This is a genomic window from Clostridium beijerinckii, assembly GCF_018223745.1.
In the GTDB taxonomy this organism is placed as follows: Bacteria; Bacillota; Clostridia; order Clostridiales; family Clostridiaceae; genus Clostridium; species Clostridium beijerinckii.
The window spans coordinates 262,598-289,090 of sequence record NZ_CP073653.1; the positions used below are offsets into that span (position 1 = coordinate 262,598).

At 31.2% G+C, this 26,493-nt stretch carries 23 protein-coding genes, 1 pseudogene and 1 riboswitch; of the genes and pseudogenes, 15 read left to right on the forward strand and 9 right to left on the reverse strand.

The features are described 5' to 3' along the window. Positions 1-32: 32 nt before the first annotated feature. Positions 33-1,238, forward strand: a complete 1,206-nt coding sequence (locus tag KEC93_RS01310; protein WP_077869242.1) for a CapA family protein — start codon at positions 33-35, stop codon at positions 1,236-1,238. A 215-nt stretch (positions 1,239-1,453) separates the two neighbouring features. Next, a complete protein-coding gene (locus tag KEC93_RS01315; RefSeq protein WP_241395523.1) occupies positions 1,454-1,807 on the forward strand; it encodes a hypothetical protein in 354 nt (117 codons plus the stop codon). Here KEC93_RS01315 and KEC93_RS01320 read toward each other — a convergent pair. Together KEC93_RS01320 and KEC93_RS01325 are read right to left on the reverse strand one after the other, a co-directional pair. Continuing rightward, positions 1,779-2,681 (reverse strand): IS3 family transposase, encoded by a 903-nt coding sequence (locus tag KEC93_RS01320; RefSeq protein WP_211969883.1) that lies wholly within the window; start codon positions 2,679-2,681, stop codon positions 1,779-1,781. The genes KEC93_RS01315 and KEC93_RS01320 overlap by 29 nt on opposite strands. Beyond that, complete coding sequence (locus KEC93_RS01325) at positions 2,678-3,136, reverse strand: HTH domain-containing protein (protein WP_077870063.1); 459 nt, start codon at positions 3,134-3,136, stop codon at positions 2,678-2,680. The genes KEC93_RS01320 and KEC93_RS01325 overlap by 4 nt, the downstream gene beginning before the upstream one ends. 505 nt (positions 3,137-3,641) lie before the next feature. Between KEC93_RS01325 and KEC93_RS01330 the strand changes: the two genes are divergently transcribed. From KEC93_RS01330 to KEC93_RS01350, 5 genes are all read left to right on the forward strand, one after another. After that, positions 3,642-5,078 carry an HlyD family secretion protein gene (locus tag KEC93_RS01330; RefSeq protein WP_077868895.1) on the forward strand — a complete coding sequence of 479 codons (1,437 nt, stop codon included), beginning with the start codon at positions 3,642-3,644 and terminating at the stop codon, positions 5,076-5,078. Positions 5,079-5,083: 5 nt separating this feature from the next. Beyond that, positions 5,084-5,821, forward strand: coding sequence for an ABC transporter ATP-binding protein (locus KEC93_RS01335; RefSeq protein WP_011967589.1), 738 nt, complete (start codon positions 5,084-5,086; stop codon positions 5,819-5,821). After that, a complete protein-coding gene (locus tag KEC93_RS01340; protein ID WP_077868896.1) occupies positions 5,812-7,083 on the forward strand; it encodes an ABC transporter permease in 1,272 nt (423 codons plus the stop codon). The genes KEC93_RS01335 and KEC93_RS01340 overlap by 10 nt, the downstream gene beginning before the upstream one ends. A gap of 367 nt (positions 7,084-7,450) precedes the next feature. Continuing rightward, positions 7,451-7,568, forward strand: a riboswitch (SAM riboswitch). 137 nt (positions 7,569-7,705) lie between these two features. After that, positions 7,706-8,854 carry a trans-sulfuration enzyme family protein gene (locus KEC93_RS01345; protein WP_077868897.1) on the forward strand — a complete coding sequence of 383 codons (1,149 nt, stop codon included), beginning with the start codon at positions 7,706-7,708 and terminating at the stop codon, positions 8,852-8,854. Positions 8,855-8,888: 34 nt separating this feature from the next. Next, the gene (locus KEC93_RS01350; protein WP_077868898.1) at positions 8,889-10,025 is read left to right on the forward strand and encodes a trans-sulfuration enzyme family protein; all 1,137 of its coding nucleotides are present in this window, start codon (positions 8,889-8,891) and stop codon (positions 10,023-10,025) included. Between the two features lie 184 nt (positions 10,026-10,209). Here KEC93_RS01350 and KEC93_RS01355 read toward each other — a convergent pair whose 3' ends face one another. Further along, positions 10,210-10,695 (reverse strand): MarR family winged helix-turn-helix transcriptional regulator, encoded by a 486-nt coding sequence (locus tag KEC93_RS01355; protein WP_039772663.1) that lies wholly within the window; start codon positions 10,693-10,695, stop codon positions 10,210-10,212. Between the two features lie 349 nt (positions 10,696-11,044). Here KEC93_RS01355 and KEC93_RS01360 point away from each other — a divergent pair, with 349 nt between their 5' ends. From KEC93_RS01360 to glmS, 5 genes are all read left to right on the forward strand, one after another. Further along, complete coding sequence (locus KEC93_RS01360) at positions 11,045-12,451, forward strand: PTS mannitol transporter subunit IIBC (RefSeq protein ID WP_039772661.1); 1,407 nt, start codon at positions 11,045-11,047, stop codon at positions 12,449-12,451. Between the two features lie 538 nt (positions 12,452-12,989). Then, complete coding sequence (locus KEC93_RS01365; protein WP_077868899.1) at positions 12,990-15,041, forward strand: BglG family transcription antiterminator; 2,052 nt, start codon at positions 12,990-12,992, stop codon at positions 15,039-15,041. Continuing rightward, complete coding sequence (locus KEC93_RS01370; RefSeq protein ID WP_011967596.1) at positions 15,041-15,481, forward strand: PTS mannitol transporter subunit IIA; 441 nt, start codon at positions 15,041-15,043, stop codon at positions 15,479-15,481. Before KEC93_RS01365 ends, KEC93_RS01370 begins: the two co-directional genes overlap by 1 nt. 1 nt (position 15,482) lies before the next feature. Beyond that, positions 15,483-16,628: a mannitol-1-phosphate 5-dehydrogenase gene (locus tag KEC93_RS01375; protein ID WP_077868900.1), complete on the forward strand. Its 1,146-nt coding sequence runs from the start codon at positions 15,483-15,485 to the stop codon at positions 16,626-16,628. 664 nt (positions 16,629-17,292) lie between these two features. Next, complete coding sequence (gene glmS / locus KEC93_RS01380; protein ID WP_026886609.1) at positions 17,293-19,119, forward strand: glutamine--fructose-6-phosphate transaminase (isomerizing); 1,827 nt, start codon at positions 17,293-17,295, stop codon at positions 19,117-19,119. A gap of 180 nt (positions 19,120-19,299) precedes the next feature. On the opposite strand, the gene KEC93_RS01385 is transcribed toward glmS, so the two are convergent. Further along, on the reverse strand, positions 19,300-19,785 hold the full coding sequence (locus KEC93_RS01385) for a TetR-like C-terminal domain-containing protein (protein ID WP_242960328.1): 486 nt from the start codon (positions 19,783-19,785) through the stop codon (positions 19,300-19,302). Further along, positions 19,786-20,010 (reverse strand): annotated as a pseudogene (locus tag KEC93_RS26815) (TetR/AcrR family transcriptional regulator); the annotation flags it as partial. A gap of 30 nt (positions 20,011-20,040) precedes the next feature. Between KEC93_RS26815 and KEC93_RS01390 the strand changes: the two are divergent. Both KEC93_RS01390 and KEC93_RS01395 read left to right on the forward strand, forming a co-directional pair. Next, positions 20,041-21,246 (forward strand): alpha/beta hydrolase family protein, encoded by a 1,206-nt coding sequence (locus KEC93_RS01390; protein ID WP_077868901.1) that lies wholly within the window; start codon positions 20,041-20,043, stop codon positions 21,244-21,246. A gap of 44 nt (positions 21,247-21,290) precedes the next feature. After that, on the forward strand, positions 21,291-21,839 hold the full coding sequence (locus KEC93_RS01395) for a flavodoxin family protein (RefSeq protein ID WP_077868902.1): 549 nt from the start codon (positions 21,291-21,293) through the stop codon (positions 21,837-21,839). 214 nt (positions 21,840-22,053) lie between these two features. On the opposite strand, the gene KEC93_RS01400 is transcribed toward KEC93_RS01395, so the two are convergent. The 4 genes from KEC93_RS01400 to KEC93_RS01415 all read right to left on the reverse strand — a co-directional run bounded on the left by KEC93_RS01400 (position 22,054) and on the right by KEC93_RS01415 (position 25,005). After that, complete coding sequence (locus KEC93_RS01400; RefSeq protein ID WP_077868903.1) at positions 22,054-23,379, reverse strand: CynX/NimT family MFS transporter; 1,326 nt, start codon at positions 23,377-23,379, stop codon at positions 22,054-22,056. A gap of 32 nt (positions 23,380-23,411) precedes the next feature. Then, positions 23,412-23,807, reverse strand: coding sequence for a metal-dependent transcriptional regulator (locus KEC93_RS01405; protein ID WP_077868904.1), 396 nt, complete (start codon positions 23,805-23,807; stop codon positions 23,412-23,414). An 83-nt stretch (positions 23,808-23,890) separates the two neighbouring features. Beyond that, on the reverse strand, positions 23,891-24,142 hold the full coding sequence (locus KEC93_RS01410) for a hypothetical protein (protein ID WP_172462783.1): 252 nt from the start codon (positions 24,140-24,142) through the stop codon (positions 23,891-23,893). 389 nt (positions 24,143-24,531) lie between these two features. Next, positions 24,532-25,005: a MarR family winged helix-turn-helix transcriptional regulator gene (locus KEC93_RS01415; RefSeq protein ID WP_077868914.1), complete on the reverse strand. Its 474-nt coding sequence runs from the start codon at positions 25,003-25,005 to the stop codon at positions 24,532-24,534. 627 nt (positions 25,006-25,632) lie between these two features. On the opposite strand from KEC93_RS01415, the gene KEC93_RS01420 reads away from it, so the two are divergent. Next, positions 25,633-26,409 (forward strand): putative phage replisome organizer, encoded by a 777-nt coding sequence (locus tag KEC93_RS01420; RefSeq protein WP_077868906.1) that lies wholly within the window; start codon positions 25,633-25,635, stop codon positions 26,407-26,409. Positions 26,410-26,493 lie beyond the last annotated feature (84 nt).

A 26,493-nucleotide genomic window follows, 5' to 3' on the forward strand; every position in this document is an offset into this window, starting at 1 on the left:
TAACTCAAAACTAAAAAGTTAGGGGTCTATATATGAATGATAAAAACTCTAGGATCAGCCATGGAGAAACATACATAAGAGATAAGAAGAAAAATAATTATTTAAAATATATAACTTTTATATTGGTAACTATATTAGTCTTAACTAGTTCATTAATTTATTTAAAGTATAGAGAAGGATTAAGCGATAAAAAAAATACAGCCAACGATAAAGTAAATGGAGAAACTGATAAGTCAATTGATGATGACAAGTATAAAACTAATCAACTCAAAGAACCAATAAAGAAAACGATTGTTATTTCTTTCGCAGGGGACTTCACTTTAGGGACTGATACTAAATTTCCTTATGATGGTAGTCTAACAGCAGCGTTTATAGGTAGTGGAAAGAATTACTCTTATTTCATGCAAAATGTATCGAGCATATTTAGTAAAGATGACTATACATTAGTGAATTTAGAAACTACATTTACAGATTCCAAAGATAAAGCACATAAAGATGGAGAAGTATTTTATAATTTTAAAGGACCTAAGGAATATGTTAATATTCTTACTAACGGATCAATAGAAGGTGTTACGATAGCAAATAATCATATTTATGATTATGGAAAGCAAGGGATAAATGATACGATTAATACTTTAAAAGAAAAGAATATTGATATATGTGGTGAAGGATATAAAATCTTAAAGGATATTCAAGGAATAAAATTTGGATTTTTAGGGTATACAGGTTGGGAATATTCTAATAATTTAAAATCTAAAATAATAAGCGATATTAGTGAGTTAAGAAAGCAGGGAGCAGAAGTTGTTATTCCATACTTTCATTGGGGAGTAGAGAGAAAATATGAACCAGATGATGTTCAAAAAAGTTTAGCTAGATTTTCTATAGATAATGGAGCTAATGCGGTTATTGGTTCTCATCCACATGTAATTGAAAGTATGGAAAATTATAAGGGGAGATTTATAGCATATTCCATGGGAAACTTTTGTTTTGGAGGAAATTCTAATCCATCAGATAAAAGAACTTTTATACTTCAAATTAAAGTTAATATTGAAGATGATAAATTATCTGGTCTTGAATATAAAGTAATTCCAGCAATGATTTCTTCAAGAAATGATAAAAATGATTATATTCCAACTTTAGCAGGTGGTGAGAGTAAGACTAGTATATTAAGGAAATTAAATGAATTATCGCCGACGCTAAATGGGAATATTAAAGATGAGTTTTTTCAAATTAAATAGAGTTTTTATTGTTAACAAATATAAAAGGCTGCTTTGGAATAATTATTTCTAAAGTGGTCCCATTGTCAAGGACATTTATAAAAAAAGGCATTAGATTTTAAATCTAAATCATGTATTTTATCCGTAAGGAGGAGATGCAGAAAAGATGAGCCAACATTGAATCCTTTGGATTTGATGTTGGTTCATCTTAATAGCTAACTGTATCTTGTATTATTATGATAAATAGAAAATTTATAGAAAACTTAAATACTTTCAAGGAATCTATGTTAAGTGATGATATTCCCTCTTATGTTATTCGTTATTGCGAACAGCTTAATGAAGTGAAGTGGATATGGTTTTATGTACAAATGATGGAAGCTGTGATAATTACAGAAGAACTTGACTATCTGTTTTATGTGCTGAAATGGATTTTAAAAACCGATTTCCATGACCTCGCATATGAAATGTATTTCTATGACATGATCAATCCAGAGTGTAGTTCTGAATCACTGATTAAGGATGAATACCGGGCTATGTATAGCCAACGTTACCATACCCAGTTCATGGAAGACCTGTCTGTTCATCGTTGAGCGGATGCTTTCCAGTTATTATATATTCTGCATATTGATTTGGTGCCAGCTTCGCTAGTTTCCACTGATAACGTTCATTATTATAATAGTCCATATAATTATCAATTTCATTGCAAAGTTCATCGTAAGTACTGCATCTGTCTAGATGTATTTCATCTTTCATATGCCCAAAGAAAGATTCCTGCGGTGCGTTATCCCAGCAATTTCCCCTTCGTGACATAGACTGCCTCAGCTCTTTGTCTTTCAGCAACTGACGGAAAGAAATGCTGGTATAATGACAGCCTTGATCTGAATGAAGAATAGCATCCATTTGAAGGCTGTCTCCATGTTTATCAATTAAGTTATTAATAGTTTCTAACACAAAATCAACTTCAAGAGACTCGCTTACTACATATGACAGAACCTGTTTTGTATACGCATCTTTAATGACAGAAAGATAAGCTTTACAGCCATGGTTATAAAATAAATATGTGATATCTGTAAGAAGTATTTTCCCTGCACCATGTTCTACAAATTCACGTTTTACAAGGTTATCAGATATGGCATCTGTCTTAAGAGCTTTCGCCATTCTACGGTACGGATTGGCCTTCCTAATTGGACAAAAGAGATTGTATTTCTTCATTAGACGGCTAATCTTTTTCTGATTCATTCGCACGCCCATATGTAGCAGCCGCATATATATTCCACGTCTACCCTTATCATATCCACGATACTTATAGGCTTCTAATATTAGTGTAAAATCAGCTCTATCCTGTTCTTCCTTATTACATCGTTGCCCAAATGAATGAAGCCAGTTATAGTATCCGCTTCGCGACACGCGAGCCATTTTACATAGCCAACTTATATTTAATTCATTATTATCACGCTGAGTCATTTCTTGGATGAGTTTGAATTTTTCTTCTGGCGTTGATTCTGTTTGTTCTTCCATTCGGCTTGTTTGTCTAGAAATTCGATTTTTTTTAAAAATTCATTTTCTTGTTTTAAATATTTAATTTGATGTTCGAGTCTGGCAATTCGTTCAGCATCAGTTAAATCCTTTGCAACTGGACGACCTAAGTTACATTTTCTTATATCTTCAAAGCCATCTGAGCGAAATTCACATCTCTTCACCATTGCAACAAGAGCATCCTTACGTTTTTTACCTAAGAACTTATGATTAATTCCACATTCAGTCAATATTTGAGATGGTATTTTTCCGGCACGGTATTCTTTTGCAAACAGTTCTTTAAATTCAGTTGTATAAGCTATTGATTTATTACTAACTTTTTCGATATATGGATTATTTCGCAATTCTTCTTGTTGTTCTTCTGTAAAATGATTGACGCCCATAAACATCCCTCCAATTATACTGAAATTAATTGTAACAAAAAAAGACCCTGTAAAATAGAGTCAGTAAGAAATTTAGCTTTATAAGCCTTTTTTCTAACTGTCCATTCTATAGGATCCATTTTATTCAAAGCAGCCTTTTATGTTAAGTGGAATTATTCATAATGTATCTTTAGCTATATTATTGTTACAGAATTGAAAGGTAAATGTAAGGTTTATCAATATAAGAACAATTAAACTTAGGTTATTATATAAGTGATATGACAGTAATGGATTTGTATTAGCTTTTGTTTAAGGAAAAATTAATGTTTTGTTAAGGGTTATATTAAAGTATTAATGATATACTGATGAATATTAGGTTAATAAAGTTACATAAATTCGATATAGTGGACGTTTATAACAACAGTGTAAGTTTTAGTGGGACTTAAAGAGTAACATATATAATAATGTTAGTTAATTACTATTACATGGATAAAAAGGCTGTTAAGAATAGGGGGAAGTTTTAAAAATGCCGAAATTAGATATGAAAAAGTTAAAACCTAAGGGCATAAGTCTTAAGGGGATGAAACTAAAAAAGAAGCCAAGCAAAAAAATAATATTAATATGTACAATATTTATAATAGTTGGAGCTATTATAATAGGAAAGTTTATTATGCCTAAGTCAGCTCCGCAAGTAAAGTGTACAGTTCTTTCTAAGGGGAAGATTGTAAATAGTGTTAATGTTTTGGGAGAAATAAAAAGTAAAGAATCGACTAATATATACAGTACCTTAAACAATCCAGTCCAAGAGGTGAAAGTAAAAGAGGGAGATAAGGTTAAAGTAGGAGATGTTCTAGCGGTACTAGATTCAAATGGGTTAGAAAAAGATATTGAACAGGCTACAGCTACAGCAGATGCAACTGAAGCTAATGCTAAAACACAGCTTGATTCAGCTCAAAAGGAATATAATGATGAATTGAATTTATATAATAACAACTCAAATGCAGATATTAAAAATGCAGAAGAAACACTAAGTTTAGCACAAATTACTCTTGATGATAAAGAGAAAATATATGAGAAGAATAAAGCCTTATTTAACGCTCAAGCAATTTCTGAGAGCGACTTAAATAAGATTAAGATAGATTATGACACTGCTAAATCAGATTATGAGAAAGCAAAAACAGCTCTTGAAAATGCTAAGGTTAAAGTTGACCAAGCTATTAATAAAGCTAAAAGTGACTATGAAACAGCACAAACAAACTATAATAATAAAAGCCAGAGAATTGCGATTGAGAAGCAAAAACAGCAGCTAGATGATTGCACTATTAAGGCGACAAGTGATGGGATAATTACAAATGTAAATGCTGTTGTTGGAAATCCAGGAAATGGAGTTTTATTTCAGATCGAAAATTTAGATAATATAGAGATAACTGTACCAATTAAGGAAGTCGATATAGCCAATGTTAAAGTTGGACAGAGATCAGAGATAAAAACAGATGCAACAGGAGATGAAACTTTTGCAGGAGAAGTAGAAAGTGTTAGTCCAGCGGCTAAAAAAGGAGGGGGATCTGCACCTCAAGTACAATCTGAAAATTCACAAAGTCAGTCTCAAGGAGCAAGCTCAGATGCAGATTTTGAGGCAAAAATTAAAGTAGATAATACAAATGAGAATATGAAGGTAGGAATGAGCGCAAGAATAAATATTATTACAAATGAAAAATCTGATATTTATACAGTTGCATCTAATAGCATAGTTGAAAGTGGAGATACGAAAAGTATATATGTTGCAGAAAAAAGTAGTGAAAAACCAAATGAATATATAATTAAAGAGTTACCAGTAGATACAGGACTTGAATCTGATTTCAGTGTAGAAATATCAGGTGAAGGAATATCAGATGGAATTATCATAATTGATGACCCTTCAACTCATAAAGTTGGAGAAAAAATTCGAATAAGTGGAAGGTGAGTTTTTTGAATGATAATATAATAGAAATGAGAAACATCGTAAAAAGCTTTTATATTGGAACTCCCAATCAATTAGATATTCTCAAAAATATAGATATAACAATAAAAGAGGGCGAATTTGTATCAATAGTTGGCGCGTCAGGATCGGGAAAAAGTACTTTAATGAATATTATAGGGGCACTTGATAGGCCAACGTCTGGAACATATATTTTAAGTGGAACAAATGTTGGTGAAAAAACAGATAATGGATTATCAGAAGTTAGAAATAAGAAGATAGGATTTGTGTTTCAAACTTATAACTTAATACCGAGGAGTTCAGCTTTGAAAAATGTTGAGTTACCAATGCTTTATTATGGAATGGGAAAGCAGGAGAGAAAAGAACGGGCAGAAAAGCTTCTAGAACTTGTTGGAATGAAAGATAGAATGAAGCATCTTCCAAATGAATTATCGGGTGGACAGAAACAGAGAGTGGCAATTGCACGTGCACTTGCAAATGATCCAAGCATAATACTTGCTGATGAACCAACAGGAGCACTTGATTCATCAACTGGTAGGCTAGTTATGGATTTATTTCATAAGGTACATGAAATGGAGAAGAAGACAATTGTCTTTATAACTCATAATTATGAACTTGCAGGAGAAACAGAGAGAATCATAACATTGAAGGATGGGAAAATAGTATCAGAAGAACATAACGACAAATATACTAGAAGGTTTCAAAATGGTGAAAAGTTATGTTTATAAAAGAGAATATAGCACTTGCGATAGCAGGTATAAAATCAAGCAAAATGCGTTCATTATTAACTATGCTAGGAATTATAATAGGAATATCATCTGTTATAGGGATTGTTTCTATTGGAAGTGCAATTACATCCAGAGTATCATCTCAAATGGATAAAATGGGTGCAAATAATATAGATATTGGTATAGCAATAAAAAAAGAAGATGGTACTGCTAGTGGAAATGGGACTAGTAAACAGCCAGAAGATAGTGATCTTATAACAATGGAACAGATAAATTCATTTAATGAAGTATTTAAAGATAAAATTAATAGTGTAAGTGTACAGGAACAATTAGGACAAGGAAAAGTAAAGGATGGATATTCTTATGCAAATGTAAGCACCACAGGAGTAAATGAAGGATACAAACAGGTTAAAAACTTGAAACTAATTAGTGGAAGATTTATCACTGATAGGGATGTTAAAGCAAATTCCAAAGTCGCTATAGTTTCTGATAAGCTTGTCAATAATATCTTTAAGGGAAAAACTGATCCGTTAGGTAAAGAAATCAAAGTTTATGCAAATGATGATATTCAGACATATGTTATAGGTGGTGTATATCAATATGAAAATTCATCATTATTTGGAATGGGTGAAGGTTCTACATCAGAAAAGGACAGAAGAACTTCTTTATATATCCCTATAACAACTGAAAAAGCACTACAAAAAAATAAAAACTTTGAGTATTTTACTGTAGTCCCTAAAATGGGGATAGACAAAGGAAAATTAGTTAGCGATATGCAAAAGTATGGGAATAAGATGTACAAGAATAATAAGAATTGGACATTAATGGTTCAGAATAATGAAGCTGATGCTGCAGAAATAACATCAGTTCTTAGTATGATATCTATGGGGATATCTGTAATTGCGGCTATAGCATTACTTGTAGGAGGAATAGGAGTAATGAATATAATGCTCGTATCTGTTACAGAGAGGACAAGGGAGATAGGAACAAGAAAGGCTCTTGGTGCTAAAAGTAGTCACATAAAGATGCAATTTATAATTGAATCAGTTATAATATGTACGATTGGTGGAACGATTGGTATAATACTTGGAATTGGAATGGGAATAATTGCGTGCATAGTATTGAAATCACCAATATCAATATCTATTCCAACAATTTTAATAAGCTTTACTTTTTCAATGGCAATTGGTGTATTCTTTGGATACTATCCAGCTAAAAAAGCGGCTAGCCTTGATCCGATTGAAGCCTTAAGATATGAGTAAGCAGCATGAAAAGGTAGGAAATAAAAAATAAGGAATATATATTCTAAGAAGTTTAATTCATCGAAGCTCACCTTAAACTTAGTGGATAGTAAAAATTAGATATCCTATGATGAATGAATTGTATTATTTAAAACGTATATGTAAAGTATAATTTATGTTATAGAGGTTAAATTAAGAAAGATAGATATTTTAATTTTACTAATAATTAAAATATCTATCTATTTTCTTATTCTGAAGAAATTTTAAGATAGGAATGAAAAATTCATAACTTAATTACATAGAAAGTCGATATTTTTACTAATAATTATTGACAAGTCCCTATAACTATGTATAATTAGTATTAACAAAAAAATATCTGGATAAGTTAATCTTATTAAGAGCGGTGGAGGGACTGGCCCTTTGAAGCCCGGCAACCTGAAAGATTTTATATATAAATTTTTTCGTTGGTGCTAAATCCTGCAAGAGAATATCTTGAAAAATGAGAGGAATTAAGTTTTTGTAGAACTTATAATATGACTATAAAGTCACTTCTTGTTTTGGAAGTGGCTTTTTTTATTAATATTATTTCTGATATTAGCAATAAGTAATGCATTAAGCAAAGCAAATTAAAGGAGGCAAAATAATGACTTTAAAAAAATCTTTTGAAACAATCGCAGTCAGTGGAGTATCAGGTGGAGATAAAGAAACTGGTGCTATAAGCTTTCCGATATATCAGGCTGCTACGTTTAAACATCATGGTCTTAATAATAGCACCGGATATGATTATGCAAGGGCTCAAAATCCAACCAGGGAAGAAGCTGAAAAAACATTAGCTGTTTTAGAAGGTGGAAAATCAGCGATAGGGTTTTCTTCAGGAGTTGCAGCAATTACAGCCTGTATACATTTATTTAGGGCTGGAGATCATATAATATTATCTGATGATTTATATGGTGGGACATATAGATTGTTTGATGATATTTTTAGGGATTTTGGATTAGAAGCTACCTTCGTTGATACTACAGTTACTAAAAATATATTAAATTCTATAAAGGAAAATACAAAGGCAATACTTATAGAAACTCCATCTAACCCTATGATGAAGGTAACAGATATAAAAGCAGTTGCAGAAATAACAAAAACAAATAAATTACTGTTAATTGTGGATAATACTTTCTTAACTCCGTACTATCAAAGACCACTAGAACTAGGAGCAGATTTAGTAGTTCACAGTGGAACAAAGTTTTTAGGTGGGCATCATGATTTACTTGCAGGATTCATAGTAGCAAATGATGAAGAAATATTAGAAAAACTCAGAAGAATTCACATGTCAACAGGAGCAACTTTATCTCCATTTGATTCATGGTTAATTTTAAGAGGGATAAAGACTTTACATATAAGGTTGCAAAGGTCACAAGAGAATACTCTTAAGATAGCTAAGTTTTTAGAAGGTAATCCTAAAGTGGAGAAGGTATATTACGTAGGGTTAGAAGGTTTTGAAGGCTATGAATTGAATAAGAAACAATCAACTGGTTTTGGAGCAACATTATCATTTAGAGTAAAAGAAAAAGAATTAGTTGCTAAAATTTTGGAAAGAGTTAAAGTAATAAGATTTGCAGAGAGTTTAGGGGGAGTGGAGACGTTAATAACATATCCATTTACTCAAACACATTCAGAGATACCAGAAGAAATTAAGCAAAGACTTGGAGTAGATGAATATCTACTTAGGCTATCAGTAGGAATAGAAAATGTAGAAGATTTGTTAAATGATCTAGAAAATGCTATAGGAAAATAGAATTTATAATAAAAAATAGAATGGGGCGTTAAATATGAATTTTGGAACTAAATTAATACATGCAAGTGGAGATATAGATCCGGCAACAGGATCAGTAAGCACTCCAATATATCAGACATCAACATTTCACCAATTTGATATAGAGAACTTCGGAAAATATGATTATGCAAGATCAGGTAATCCAACTAGAGATGTAGTAGAGAAATTAATTGCAGAACTTGAAGGTGGTGAGTGCGGATTTGCATTTGCATCAGGAATGGCAGCTATTTGCTCAGTATTATCGATATTCTCTGCAGGAGATCATATTATAATATGTGGAGATGTATATGGGGGAACATATAGAGCCACTACAAAATTATTCTCAAGATTCAATATAGAATTCACTTTTGTAGATGCATCAAATATTGAAGAGATAGAAAAAGCATTTAAAGAAAATACTAAAGGGCTTTATTTAGAGACACCTTCAAATCCGCTGCTAAAAGTTATAGATTTAAGAATAGCTAGCAAATTAGCTAAAGAAAATGGGGCAATAACTATAGTGGATAATACATTTATGTCACCATATCTGCAAAGACCTATTGAGCTAGGAGTGGATATTGTTGTTCACAGTGCAACTAAGTTTCTTGGGGGACATAGTGATGTTATAGCAGGTCTTGTTGTAACTAAAACAAAGGAATTAGGAGATAGAGTTTATCAAATACAAAATACTTTTGGGGCAGTACTTGGACCACAAGACTCGTGGCTTTTGGTTAGAGGTATTAAAACACTAAAAGTTAGATTAGATGCGCTTCAAAAAAGTGCTCAAAAGCTAGCAGAATGGCTTGAATCTAGAGAAGAGGTTGAAAAAGTATATTATCTTGGATTACCTTCTATGGAAGGAAGAGAAGTACATTTAGAACAAGCGGATGGAGCAGGTGCTGTATTATCATTTAAATTCAAAACATTTGAAAGAACAAAAGTATTTTTAAATAATGTAAAGAATGTAGCGGTAGCTGTTAGCTTGGGTAGTGTTGAAACTATAGTTTCATATCCAGCTAAGATGAGTCATGCTTCAATTCCAAAAGAAGAAAGAGAAGAGCTTGGAATAACAGACACATTGATAAGAGTATCCGTAGGATTAGAAGATATAGATGATTTAATAGAGTCATTTAGAGAAGCAATGGAAAAATAAAAATTACAGAGATAAGTTATATATAAAAGTTGATGAAAAAGGGTGATTTATATGATCATCCTTTTTTCATGCTTCTGATTAGAGGAATAATTCGATTAAATTTGGTGAAATGAAAGAAATAGAATTAATCGAGATATTATAATTTAAAAAATATCCTTTATGTAAGCAAGTGATTAGGTAAGTGTTATTTTAATTTTTTTAATATATTTATAAGGTTTATTATGGAATCATCTAACGTAATTACTTCATCATCAGAAAGAGAAGAAATTTTTTCAGCGAAAGAGCTACAGATGGCATTACGAAGAGAATTCAGTAAATCATAAGCTTTTGGTGTTAGTTCAACTCTAAGAATCCTTTTATCATTAGGATCTGGATATCTATTAACTAATTCATAATTAATAAGGTTGTCTATAATTGGAGTCATATTAGATTTTGATATACCTATATTATCTGCTATTTGAGAAATAGGAGATGAATTACTGTGAAAAAGATAGAATATAACTCTGGCGTGTGAAGGAGGAATAGAAAAATCGGAGCAGCATTGTTTATTATTTTCATGTAATGATTGAAAAATTTTAGATATATCTTGTACTTTGAATATATTACTTTGAATAATCCATAAAAAGTTAATTAAGGAATCTGCAACTTTAAATAAATTTTCTTTTTCCATATTAAAACAAATCCTTCCTGAGGTGGTATATTAGTAAATTATAAACTATTGATAAATTGAAGACAATAGATAAGGATTATTGTAATATTTAATATACTTAATAGGTTAAAAACACTTACTAAGTATATTTTTTTGTTTTGTAAAGATAATAAAAGTATGCTTTCTTTTCGATCATTTTAGGATATAACCATGTATTTTCAACAGTTTAACATTAACTTTAAATTTGTCATTGAAAACGTAACTCAAATTTGAAGTTGTTTAAATTGAAAAGGTATTCTTCATAGTTTAAGATAGTAAATGAAAGAACTAATAATAAATTATATAAATAAAAATAGATGGAGGTTTTATTATGGAAACTAACAAATCGTCTCTTAAAGGAAGCGTGCAAAGATTAGGTAGTTTTTTAAGCGGTATGGTATTACCTAACATTGGTGCATTTATTGCTTGGGGTTTAATTACAGCTTTATTCATTCCAACAGGATGGATTCCAAATGAATATTTCGGTAAAATGGTAGGCCCTATGTTAAGTTACTTATTACCATTACTTATTGGATATACAGGTGGTAAGATGGTATATGGTCAAAGAGGAGCAGTAGTTGGTGCAATAGCAACAACAGGAGTTGTAATTGGTGCTTCTATCCCAATGTTCTTAGGAGCAATGATCATGGGACCATTCGGTGGATTTGTAATTAAAAAAGTTGACCAATTCCTAGAAGGAAAAGTTCCAACAGGTTTTGAAATGCTTGTTAATAACTTCTCATCTGGAATTTTTGGAGGAATCGTAGCACTTATAGGTTATACTTGTATTGAACCAGTAGTTACAGCTTTTTCAAACACATTAGGAAGTTTAGCTACTATAGTTACAAATATGGGACTTTTACCTCTAATAGATATATTCATTGAACCAGCTAAAGTATTATTCCTAAATAATGCAATTAATCATGGAATATTATCTCCACTTGGAATACAACAAGCACAAGAAGTTGGTAAATCAATATTCTTCTTACTTGAAGCAAATCCAGGTCCAGGTCTTGGTATACTTTTAGCTTACACTTTCTATGGTAAAGGAAATGCAAAACAATCAGCTCCAGGAGCTATAATAATTCACTTTCTTGGAGGAATACATGAAATATATTTCCCTTACATTTTAATGAAACCAGCATTAATATTAGCAGCAATAGCTGGTGGAATATGTGCAGATTTAACTTTTGTATTAACTCATGCTGGACTTGCAGCACCAGCTTCACCAGGTAGTATATTTGCAGTACTTGCGATGACACCAAAAGGTAGTTATGCATCTGTTTTAGCAGGAGTTGCTGTAGGTGCAATTGTATCGTTCTTAGTTGGTTCAATAATTCTTAAGGCATCAAAAGATAATGGAGAACAAGACATTGATGAAGCTCAAGCTAAGATGAAAGATATGAAAGCAGAAAGTAAAGGCGCAAAAGCTTCAGAAACTGCGGCTAATGTATCAAAAGCTGATGTTAAATTAATAGTTTTTGCTTGTGATGCAGGTATGGGATCTTCTGCAATGGGAGAATCTATTCTTAAAAAAGCATTAAAAGATGCTGGAATTACTGATGTTGGAGTTAAGCATTCATCAGTTGATAGCATTCCACAAGAAGCAGATGTTGTATTTACTCAAGAAAACTTAGTTGAAAGAGCAAGAAAATCAGCTAAAACTGCTAATATAATTACAGTTAAAAACTTCTTAGATCGTTCTAAGTATGATGAGTTTATTAACACATTAAAATAATAAGATATTATTAACTAGAGTAGAATTTAGTAATATAACTTACAGGCATTGGTAAACGGACTGATTTACCAATGCCATTTTTAAATTTGATAAATAATAGAGATGAGAGTGGATGATAGTCAAACTTTAAATTTGTCATTAGAAATGTATCACAGTTTTGAACTTGTTTGAATTGAAAGGATGTTTCATATAGAGTAATATATATATTGAAAGAAGCAATAATTTATAGTAATTAAATAGGAGGTTTTATTATATAAAACTTTATTTAGACAAAGTGACTTCCAACTTGAACTTTGGATAAACTGGTAGATCTGATGATAACGTTTATGATACAACGGGTTATTAACTTTAAATTAGCAGTTTTATTTAAGATGTGTGTATTGGATCTTCTTTAATAGGAAAATCTATTTTTAAAAGAATTTAAGAAATTCAAAATCTAATGACATCTGAAGATTCTACTTCAAGTTAAAATTAATTGTTATAGATATGATCAGTCTATCAATATATACAAAATAATAGATAAATCAGGTGAGATATTATGAATAATTTAACGCCTAGACAACAATTCATATTAAGTACAGTATTAAATGAAGGAACTTTTAATATAAAACGGCTTCATAAAGATCTTGACATAAGTGAGAGAACTATTTTAAGAGAACTTTCTTCTATTAATAAAAGATTAAAGAAGAATAGTATAACTATATTTAATGACGAAAATATGAATTTAAGTATTTCAGGTAATAAAGAAAATATAGAGGAGATAAAGAAATCATTAGATATGGTTCCGATTCCTTGGCTATTAAGTAAAGAACAGAGACAAATAGTTATCATATGTGAATTATTAGTTAGTAATGAGCCACTAAAAGCTTCGTACTTTTGTCATAAGTTCAATGTTGTAATGGGAAGTATAAGCCTTGATATAGACAATATTGAAGAAAGGCTAATATCTAAGAATTTATGTGTGATTAGAAAACGTAGCTATGGGATAAGTATTCAAGGGTCAGAGTGGAATAAGAGAAATGCATTAGTGGAGCTATTCTTTGATTTTAAACCTTTTGAAGATTTAATAGCATTTCTTTATGATGAAAAAGTTGATCCGATAGTTAAAACTTTGTTTAACATTGTTTTTGGGAATGAGGCTATCCAATTAGTAAAGGATATATTAAAAGATATAGATTTTGATTATCTTAAAGGAAATGATGTCAAATACTTTAGTTTGTTTATCCAAGTATTGCTATCTATAAAAAAGACAAAGAATGGAGAAATTATATATTTACCTCAAGAGATTAAAAATAGTATATTATCTTTAGAGGAATATAAAAAAATACAATATTTAGGTAGTGTTTTACAAAAGAATAATATAGATATATGTGAAGATGAACTTGTTTACTTATGTTTATATTTAAGTGATTACAAATACTTTTTTAACAATAAGCATCTTATAGAATCAGACATTAATTATGAGAATATTGCTAAAGAGGTTACAGAGGAAATATCAACAAAAATATATGTAGATATTACCAAAGATGAGCAGCTAATAAGGGATTTGACTCAGCATTTTAAACAAACATTTTATATGTTAAATTTAGGATTGAAAGTTATAAATCCTTTGATTAATGAAATAAAGGAACATTATTTAGAGTTATATAAAATTATAAAAAATACTTGCAGATTAATATTCTCTAGGTACAATTTTAAGATTCCTCCAGAAGAGGTTGGATATATAACAATGCATATTGCTGTTGCAGTACAAAAGCAACAGGCGATGTCAAAGAATATAAAAGCACTTGTTTTATGTCCAAGTGGAATAGGTACTGCAAGAATACTTTGTAGTAAAGTAAAGTCGATATTTAATGAAATCAATGTTATTGATGTAGTATCTTTACATGACATTAATAGTATAATTGATAAAAATAAATATGATTTGATCCTATCCACTGTTCCTGTAAACCTGAAAACAAAACATAACCTGATTGTTGTTTCTCACTTTATGACTGAAGTGGATATAGAGAATATAAGTAATTTTATTTCTAACTTTAAAGCTAGTAATAATGAAAGAGAACTAGAATTATTTGCTCAAACAAAAGATAATACAGTGACAAATCACGAATATGAATTAGCCAATACGATGGTTAAGAATTTTCAGCTAAAAAAATCAGATAGTGATTCATTTATTAATTTAATAAATTATATAGTAGATGATATTCACAAGATTGATATTGGAACAGATAAAGAGGTAATAAGGGATCTTATATTTAAGAGAGAGGAAAATGGAAATGTTGTAATTCCGGGAACTCATGTAGCCCTTATACACACAAGAAGTGATACAATAACTTCTCCATTTGTAGGAGTGTATAGAATAAATAAACCTTTATCTATGAAGAGTATAGGATTTTCAACAGAAGATGTAGATACCTTTATAGTAATGTTTGCAAGAAATACTGAAAGTAATTATATACTTAAGATTCTTGGAAAAATAAGCGTTTCATTAATAGAAAAGAAAGAATTTGTTGAAATGCTAAGACTAAGTAACACTATAGATATTAGAGATTATTTAATTAATATTATAAATAACGAGGAGGAAGACTAATGGAAAAAGGAATTTTAGTAAAAGAAGGAATAGTATTAAATGTTGCGTCAGAATCTAAGGACAAGGCAATAGAAAGAGTTGGTAAACTTTTAATTAATGGAGGATACGTTAAAGATAATTATATAGAGGGAATGAAAGCTAGAGAAGAAGAAGTTACAACTTACATGGGAAATGGTGTTGCTATTCCTCATGGTATGAATGAATACAAGAAAGAAATACTTGAAACAGGAATAGTTATAGCTCAATATCCTAATGGTGTAGATTTTGGCGAAGGCAATACTGCTTATATAGTAATAGGAATAGCAGGAAAAGGCGATGAACATATGGAGATATTATCAAAGATAGCTTTAACTATTCAATATGAAGAAAATGTTGAAAGACTTAGAAAAGCAAAGACACCAGAAGAAATAATGGAGATTATAGAAGAAGGAGAAATGTAATATGAAAGCAATTCAATTCGGTGCAGGAAACATAGGAAGAGGATTCATAGGTGCATTACTTTCAAAAGCAGGATATCATGTAGTATTTGCTGATGTAAATAAAGAAGTAATTGATAAAATCAATGAAGATAAAAAATATACAATACATGTAATGGATGTAAATTGTGAAGAAATAGTAGTTGAAAACATAAGCGGAGTTATTTCTATAAATGATGAAATTTTAGATGAAATAAAAGAAGCTGAAATTATAACAACAGCAGTAGGTCTTGTTGTATTACCAAGAATAGCTCCAACAATAGCTAAAGGAATACAACTTAGAAAAGAAGCAGGAATCAAAACACCATTAAATATAATTGCATGTGAAAATGCAATAAAAGCAAGTTCTCAATTAAAAGCAGAAGTTGAAAAATGTCTAAGCGAAGAAGAAAAAGCTTATTTAGAAGAATTTGTTGGATTCCCAGATTGCTCTGTAGACAGAATTGTTCCACCAGTTAAGAGTGAAAATATTCTAGATGTAGTAGTTGAAAAATTCTATGAATGGAATGTTGAAGAAAAAGCATTCAAAGGAAGTATTCCAGCAATTGAAGGAATGAATTTAGCAGATAATTTAATGGCTTATATAGAAAGAAAGCTATTCACATTAAATACTGGTCATGCCATTACAGCATATATAGGAAATTTAAAAGGTTATGGAACAATAGATGAAAGTATAGCTGATGAAAAAATATATAATGTTGTTAAGAAAGCAATGACAGAAAGTGGAATGGGCTTAGTAGAAAAGCATAAATTTGATAAAGAAGCTCACTTCAAATATATAGATAAGATTATTGGAAGATTCAAAAATCCTTACTTAAAAGATGATGTATCAAGAGTTGGAAGAGAACCACTTAGAAAATTAAGTGATAGTGATAGATTAATAAAACCATTAATGACTGCTAGAGGATTTGACTTAAGCGTTGACAATTTATTACTAGGAGTAGGTGCAGCATTACACTACAATAATCAAGAAGATACACAAAGTGTAAAACTACAAGAATTAATAAAAGAAAAGGACGTAAAAGGAGCTATAGCAGAAGTTGCTAATATCGATGATAATGACTTATTAGAAAAGATAGAAAAGGCATATAATGACGTTTTAGCAATATAGAAAACTCATTTAAGGTGGATAATTATCCACCTTAAATATTTTATTAATAATTTTTAGTGATTTAACATATTAATAATTAATTATCTGAAGATGATTTTGTAACCAAAAAGTAATAATAAAATATATATATAAATATAGACAATTGAAAATAATGTGATAAAATAGTCAAAGAGGCATAAATAAAGAAAACAGAGGTGATGAATGGAGAAGAAAGAAAATCTTAAAATCAATAAAAAGCGCCAGGACTAAGTGAGATTTAGTTGAAAGTGAATTTTTACAGGGTTGGTTTTTAGAAAAGGAATTTAGTTAATAGTAAGCTTTGATATAAGTTACGCGAATAGCTAATTAAATCTTTTTAAAGGAAACTCGACTCACGTTCGTTCGCTGAGTAAATTCAACTATCCAAATCGAAGATTTGGAGTTTCATTTACGTCGACGAGGTTGGGGAGTATCGAAACTTCGGCGGGTGCCCCACGGTATCGCACTACCGTAAACGACTGGTAAAACTGTGAAGTGATTCACAGGACAAATTCAGTCTGGTGTTAAAACCTTTGTTTTAATTTTAATTTCTAGGATTACTATGCCCTTTTATAATTGTGCTAGGAATGAAGTTAAAAGAAGAATTAAAATTAAATATTATATGAAAAAAGAGAGGAAGATAAATATGTGCGGAATAGTTGGATATTTTGGAAGTAAATCAGCAAAATCTTTTTTAGTAGATGGATTATCAAAGTTGGAGTATAGAGGTTATGATTCAGCAGGTATTGCAGTTGTTAATGATGGTAAGGTAAGCATCGAAAAGCATAAAGGTCGTCTTACTAACTTAACTGATAATTTAGGACAAGGCAAAGCTGAAGGAACACTTGGTATCGGTCATACTAGATGGGCAACTCATGGAGAACCATCAGATATTAATTCACATCCACACCAAAGTTCAAAGGGAGATATTACTGTAGTTCATAACGGAATTATAGAAAATTATTTAGAACTTAGACAATGGCTTAAAGGAGAAGGATACGAATTTGTATCTCAAACAGATACTGAAGTAATACCAAATTTGATTCACTACTATTATGAAGGAGATCTTTTTAAAGCAGTAGTTAAAGCTACTGAAAGACTAGAAGGAAGTTATGCATTAGGTGTAGTGACTGGAGCAGAACCAGACAAGCTAATTGCAGTAAGAAAAGATAGTCCACTAATTGTTGGTTTAGGACAAGATGAAACATTTATTGCTTCAGATATTCCAGCGATAATAAGCTATACAAGAGATATCTATCTTTTAGAAGATAGAGAATTTGTTGTTATAGGCAAAGATGGCGCTAAAATTTTAAGCGCTGATGGAAGTGAAATAAAGAAGGATGTTTTCAAAGTAACTTGGAATGAAGATGCTGCTGAAAAAGGTGGATATGATTCATTCATGTTAAAGGAAATCAACGAACAACCAAAAGCTATTAGAGATACAATGGCATCAAGATTATCAATGAGCCATGATATCACTTTTGGAGACTTTAAGTTATCAAAAGAGGATCTTAATAATATAGATAGAATATTTATAGTAGCTTGTGGAACTGCATATAATGCAGGACTTATGGGAAGAGTAGCAATTGAAAAATTAGCAAGAATTCCAGTTGAAGTTGATATAGCATCAGAATTTAGATATAAAGACCCATTAGTAACTAATAAATCCCTTGTAATAACATTAAGCCAATCAGGAGAAACTGCTGATACATTAGCGGTTCTTAGAGATTGTAAGAAAGCTGGAGCTAAAACTTTAGCTATAACAAATGTTGTAGGAAGTACAATTTCTAGAGAAGCTGACGATGTACTATATACAATGGCAGGTCCAGAAATAGCAGTAGCTTCTACTAAAGCATATACAACACAAGTTGTTGTTATGTATATGATGGCAATGTATTTCAGTGAATTAAAGGGATTAATGACTAAGGAATTAGAAAAAGAATTAAAAGAAGCATTATTATTAGTACCTGAAAAAGTTCAAGTAATTTTAGATAAAGCAAGTGAAGTAGAAGAAATTGCAAATCTTTTAACTGATGAAACAGATGTATTCTATTTAGGTAGAGGTGCTGACTATGCATTATCTATAGAAGCATCATTAAAGCTTAAAGAAATTTCATATATCCACTCAGAAGCATATGCTGGTGGAGAATTAAAACATGGAACAATTGCTTTAATTGAAGAAGGAACTAAAGTAATAGCATTATTAACTCAAAAATCATTAAGAGAAAAAATGGTAAGTAATATAGTTGAAGTTAAAGCTAGAGGAGCAGAAGTAATTGCAATTGCTTACGAAAATGATGTATTAGATGAATCAATTTTCGATAAAGTAATTAGAATTCCAGAACTTCTTAACTTAGTTTCACCAATAGTTGCTGTAGTTGCATTACAACTTTTAGCTTACTATACAGCTAGAAATAAAGGTTGTGATATAGACAAGCCAAGAAACTTAGCTAAATCAGTAACAGTAGAATAATTGATAATTTAAAACAATTTATATTGAGCATGAAGAACTCAGGTCTAATCCTGAATCTTCATGCTTCTTTTATTTTTGCAATTAATTATAGTAAAGAATATCTAGTGGGGATCAATATTGAAGATGTTTCGTCTAAGGGAAGGGGGGCAGGAATAAAAGTAGTAAGAGCAGCAGACAAAATTAATCTTTATTCAGCATTCCTACATATCCATTTTTAAAATAAGATCTAAATAAATAAGACATTTTCTCTGAATCAGGAGTACAGTTTGACTTTAACCACCAATCAATAGTGCCGATTAAAGCATTAGCGGTAAATAAGAATGCCATTTCTTGTATCTCTGGTGAGCAGTCTTCTTTGCTTACAATGAAGGAGCTTCGTAAATTTTCACGTTCTCTTAACATTGAGATGATGTAGCTGCGCAGTCTAGATATAAACCATATGTTACATGAATCATCCAGCATTGCCAGATATAATCTACTGTTTTCAGCAAAGTGATCAAATAGTTTCACCCATGGATCAGATTTTTGTTCTTCATTAAGATACTTAAGGCTGGATTTTGGAAGGCCTAAATCTTTCTTCATTTTTTCCATTGCGTCTTCAAAAATTTTTAGTACAACGTCGTATTTATCCTGATAATACCTATAAAAGGTAGAACGATTAATCATAGCTCTATTGGTGATATCACCAACTGTAATGTTATCGAAACGTTTTTCAAAAATAAGATCAATAAGAGAATCTCTTATTTGCTGATGTGTTCGTTTTGTTCGAATATCATGTTTATTCTGCAACATTTTCACTCCTTTGTTGTATATAAAACAAACTATAAGTATTGTTGGTTGAATATAAATCTGTATCTGATATATTTTAATTATAGCAACAACGTGTTGCATAAACAATAAATACTGTAAAGGAGAATGACCATGAATAATTTGATTTTTGAAGACGATCAATTCGCATCCAAGGTATTGGGCCTTCTTGGAGACACTGCTTTCAAAGCTGCAGATATAGGAGAAGTGGTTTCAACAGCAGAGAAAATTAAAGAGGGAGACTATCAAAGCTGGTGTGAAGAATGGACCAAAACAGCCAAGCGTTTGCAAAAAGTTGCAGAGGATAGCTATTCAGATGGTCACTTGATAAGTGCAAGAAAAGCCTATCTTAGAGCTTCTAATTATTATAGAATTGCAGAATTTTACCTTCATGAAAATCCAGAAGACTCAAAGGTAGAGGAATTATACAATTCAAGCCTAGATTGCTTTTCTAATGTTATGAAACTTAATAAGCCTGTTATTGAAGAAGTGAAAATCCCCTATGAAAATACAACACTTTCAGGACATTTTTATAAATTAGAGGATTCAAAGGAACCAAAACCAGTTTTAATTGCTATGACTGGCTTTGATGGAACAAAAGAAGCATTTTACGGAATGGCAATGGATGCACTTGAACACGGTATGCATTGTATTACCTTCGAGGGACCAGGACAAGGAGAAGCTGTACATAAACAAAAACTATTTTTTAGACATGACTACGAGAAGGTTATAACCCCAGTAGTAGACTATCTGCTTACAAGAAAGGAAATAGATCCAAAGAAAATTGTCTTATGGGGACAAAGCTTAGGCGGATATCTTGCACCAAGAGCTGCCGCTTTTGAACATCGACTTGCAGGCTGCATAGCTAATGGAGGAGTATATGACTTTTTAGTAGGATTTACAAGTATCTTTAATATGCCAAGAGAAGAATTTTTAAATTTCGCACTTTCTGATTCAGAGGGATTTAATAAAGCTGTTAAGGAAAAAATGGAATTAAACTCAAAAGCAAAATGGAGCTTTTCACATGGAATGTATGTATTTGGTGTAAATACCCCTGCTGAATTCATTCTAAAGGTTGGAGAGTTTTATATGAAAGGATTAACAGAAAAAATACAATGCCCTGCCTTAATCGTTGATTCGGAAAATGACAAACTTCTTAGAGATCAAGCAAGGCAATTGTATGAGGAGCTTACCTGCTATAAAGATTTTATTTTATTTACAGCTGAAGAAGGTGCTGAATTCCACTGCCAAGCTGGAGCTAAATTAATCGCAAATGAACGTATTTTCAGTTGGATTGAAAAGATTCTTAAGGGTATATAGATATCATAGAATTTAAATTTTTATATTATAAGGAGAGATGCGAAATGTCAAAAGTAGTTATTTTTAAAGGTAGTCCAAGAAAGAATGGATATACAACAAAATTATTAGATCAAGTAGCAAAAGGAGCAAAATCCAAAGGCGCTGAGGTTATTGAATTTGATTTAAATAACACCGGAATACGTGGATGCCAAGGATGTTTTTATTGTCGTACTCATGATGGCTGTGCTGTTAATGATTATTTACAACCAATGTATAAAGCTATTGCTGAGGCAGATGGCATTGTATTTGGTTCCCCAATATATATGTACCAAATTACAGGTCAGGCAAAAACTTGGTTAGATCGTACGTTTCCAATGGTTGAAGAGCTTCCCAATAAGTTTATTCCTAGACATCCAGGTAAAAAGTTAATAACTGTATTTGCTCAAGGAAGCTTAGATCCTAAAAAAGGTGCAGAAGCCATTAAATATGTTAATAATATTTTTGACGTATTTGGTTGGAAATTAGAGGATTGCATCCACTACTGTGGAACTGATGATGAAGTTTTTAATGAGTTATCTTTAAGAGCATTTAAGAATGGAGAAAATTTAGTTTAATAAAATGTATTTTAGAAGTTTAACTTTTGTGTCTAAGATATTCACATAACACTATCATGCAGGAAGAGAATTTGCCATACAGTTAGCTGCCATAATAATGTGATTGCTAGTTGTAGTGGAAAAAAGGTGGTTTTCATATCAAAACCACCTTTTGGAATGTTATTTTTAAATTAAAAACAGTTTACTGCATTAATCTAGATTATAGATAGAAGATCTAGATGGTGGCTTTATTGCCAGCATTTTTACTAACATAAAGATTGCGCGATGCGCCTAGACCGGCAAATAAGCATAATCCGGCAGCACCGATTAAGATAATAAGTGGCAACGTCCAGTTGTTAACCGCATCATGCAGAAAACCAAAAAGCATCGGCCCGAAAGCAGCGAGTAAGTAGCCTCCTGATTGAGCCATACCGGATAGTCTTGCTGCCTCGTCTGCATTTCTTGTACGAGAGCTGAAAAATATAAGAGCTAAGCAAAAAGTAAGAGCTCCGCCAATACCTAATATAATCATCCATAGTGCTGTAAGCTCTGTTTCTCCGAGGAATATTCCCAAAAGCCCTACCAAAACACATAGGGAAGCAGTGATAACTAATGGTCGTTGATTAGCCTTACGCCCAGCAAGTACAGAACCAACAAACGATGTAGGAAGAGATACCAGTTGGTAAAGGGAGAGCATCCATCCTGCTTTGCTTGAATCCATACCTTGATGCACTAAAATAGCTGGTAACCACGCAATCATGCAATAGAGTAGCATAGACTGTAATCCCATATATACTGTCACTTGCCATGCTAAAGGAGATTTCCAGAGATTAATCTTATTAATACTAGTACTATTTGCCTTAACGATCTCCATTTCATCTTTTTTTTCGTGGACGTCTTTGGCTTTTGTTCTAATGCCACTATGAACCGTTCTTTGAACAATAGATAGTTTTTGTTTTCTTCGTATAATTTGAGGCATCCAGAGGACAATGGATAAGAAACTAAGTGAAGCCCAAATGCTTAAGGCTACTCCCCATCCTACTCCTGATTCTGAAGCAACGGGGACACTGATACCGGATGCTATAGCGCCAAAAAGGCCCATAGAAGCAGTATAGATACCCGTTATTACACCGACCCGCTCAGGAAATTCATGTTTTATTAAGCTGGGAATCAGCACATTACCTACAGAAATGGATAATCCAATGATTACTGTACCAAGAAACAGTCCTAAATCTCCAAACAATGAACGTAATATAATTCCCAAGGTCAGGAAAATAAGTGACCAAAAAAGCACTAACTTAGTGCCAAATTTTCGCGCCAAATTTGGAGCGAAAGGTGAAAATCCTGCAAAAGCGAATAACGGAAGTGTTGTAATCATACCCGCTAATGTATTTGAAATATGTAAGCTTCTACGAATTTCATCGATCAACGGACCAACTGCTGTTAAAGGTGCACGCAAATTTGCTGCAGTAAATGTAATTCCGATTATCAGTATTATTTGTATGGATCTTCTTGAATGTGGATGTGGTTTGGGTGTGTGTTCATTACGTAATTGATTCATTTATATAGTTTCTCCTTAAAATTATCATATGTTTATACTTGATTTAAATATTTCTTTAGAGCAAAAGTAGCTTCATCACTGATAATATGCTCAATTTTGCAGGCATCTTTACTTGCTGTTTGCTCATTAACATTGCAATAGGCAATTAAGAATTGTTTTATTAGCTGAAACTTAGCTATAATTATTTGGCCTTGTTTACGTCCTTCATCAGTGAGATGTATTTCCCCACCTAAGGGCTTAACAACTAATCCGGCCTCTTGCAATATAGCCACAGCATTATTAATGCTTGGCTTTGAAAATCCTAAATAAGCAGCAAGATCAATCGAACGTACCGAGTGTGTTTTTTCAGATAATTTATATATGGCTTTTAAATATTCTTCTTTTGAAGGACTAAGTTTTTTCTGTGAATAACGCCTACTTTGATACATCACTTATCCTCCTTGCATTAATTATAGATTAAAGCGTATTGGTGGCATACACTTTAGTATAATTCCTCATTTGTCTTATTTTTTTAGAGCCCATCAAATTTATTGTTTTCCAATTTGCTATTGGAAAGATTCGTTGGTGTAAATATCGGACATTCATATGGATAAGAACCAAAGAGAACGCATGAGGATAAAGAAGTATAGATAGCCCATAAACTCATTTCAGCAGTCCATAAACCTCTTTCATCAGCATCAAGTGTTTTAGGTTTATGCTTTCTCTTACTTACTTTACTATTATCAAAACTCAGAAATGACTTTAATAATGTTTTCTTTTTCATACTATTTCCTCCTAACTTAATTGTGATGAAAAAGCGTATAGCATACATACACATGTATAAAATTTTAATTGAAAAACTTAATTTTGCTTATTATGAATGAGAAAAATTTCAATTCACGTTTGGAGGCATTTTGTGGTTCATATCCAACTATATTTGACACAATAGAATGGTAGTTCACATAGTTAATATGAGTTTCTTGCTTTGATTATAGATAAAGGGTGTATGGTTGCCATATGCCTGGGGATAATTGTTTATATATTCACTTACATATTTTACTATTATCAGAAGTCATATCTGACCTCTGATAATTTTCTCTTTTTGATATTAGCATTTTCTAGCTTAAATTATAATGAAAATTAACATAGCAGCTATACACTTGCGTAAAGTATTTATTCATCAAAGTTTTCATTAAAAGATTTAACTTTGTTTATCATAGACGATAAAAAGTTTGACAAAAATTCTAATTCATATTCGGAAGCATTTTCTAGCTCATCTTCAAACATACTGTTTAAAATAGAATGATAGTACATATGGCTGCTATGAGCTTTTTTACCTTTTTCACTCAGGCTCAGCGAATATCTAGATAAATTAAGATTATCAATTTCCTTTACAACCAGAGCCTTTCTCTCTAGCTTTTTGAGGATTTCGGAAACAGACCCTTTTGTTACTCCTAGAATATCTGCTAATCCACCAACATGAATACCAGGATGTTCAGCAATGGCCTTTATTATATGAATTTCAGAGTGAAAAATCGGCACATCAGTTCCGAAATAGCGCGTCTTTTTATCAAGATCGATTAAGGAAAATGCTAAATCAAGAGAATCATATGCAATTTTATGTTTGTTATTTATATATCTATCCATGTCAATAGTATATGGCTGCCATACACTTTTGTCAAGTGACTGTTGAATTAACATTTCTTATATCGTAACAAAATGATATATAGTAGGCTAAAGGATAAAAAAGCCACTTTTGCAAAAAAGGCAAAAATGTGGCTGTGACATCATTTCTATAAATATTAAGCATGCATAAGTTCGTGTAAGTAAATTTCATGCATGCTTATATTTATATATTAATAGAAATTTAATATAAGTTTATATATCAGCAATTACTCTGCAAGAAAGTCCAGAAAAACCACTCATGTTTGTAGGAAAAGTATATACCGTAAAAGATTTTTTTAGTAATAAATCTAAGTTAACAAGATTTTCTTATAGACTCTATTCAGAACATATATATGGCATGAATAAATCAGATTTAATCCTGAATCTTCATACTTATTTCATTTTTACAATTAATTATAGAAATTATGCCATAGAGTAGTGTAGAAAATATACTATATCGATCTATATTTTTAGCTAATCTCTCATAAATTAAATAAAAATATTGTAGCATTTTAGGAGAAAATATTTTTAAAAATAGGTTTACAAATTTGCTGAAAAATAATATTTCATACATATAGAGGAAATATTATTTAAAGGAGATTGATTGATATGAGAGAGAGAAAATATGTCAAATTTAGAGTTGATATGTATGAGGATACTAAATTTAAAATAATAGATAGAAAACCTGAAAGAGATCTTATTAACTATATTTGGACAAGAGTTGTAATATTGGCTGGGAAAGTGAATAGAGAAGGCGATTTGTTTATGTCAAAAAATATTCCATATACAATTGAAACCTTAGCAATAGAGCTTAATAGGGATATTGATCAAGTTGAACTTGCACTAAAGGTGCTAATGGAATTAGAAATGATCGAAGTTATAGAACATAATGCATATAGGGTAAAGAATTTTGCTAAACATAAAAATATTAAGTTGAAGGAAAAAGTTGAAAGTAATAAGATATCAAATTCAGCAGAGATAGAAAAAGAAGAAGCTAGAAATGAAGAAATAAAAAGTGAAGAAAATTTAAAAAATGAAAGCACAATTGCTGTAAGTGAACATATAAACGCTGGAGATAATGTAGGTGAGAATGAGAGTAAATATATAAAAAGTGATGAGGTAGCTAACTTGGAAGATATGCATAAGGATATTAATAGTAATGAAGAAGATACAACTAAGGAAAAAGAGTCAAGTGATCTAAAAAATAACATCCATATTCCTGTAAAGGTTAAAAGAGGAAGGAGTAAAGGAAGAAAGAAGGAAAAAGCCTCAATAATTGAAGTTTTTGAAGGAGATATTATTGATGATGAAGTTAGTGGCTTTTTCGAAGAGGAGAGACCGTTAGGAAAAGATGAGCGCATTATTAAATCATTGACATTCGATTGATGAATGTGTTAAGGGTTTAGGTTTTAATCATAATATCAATATGTTTATATCATAAATTATTTTTATAGAAATTTATGAATCTAA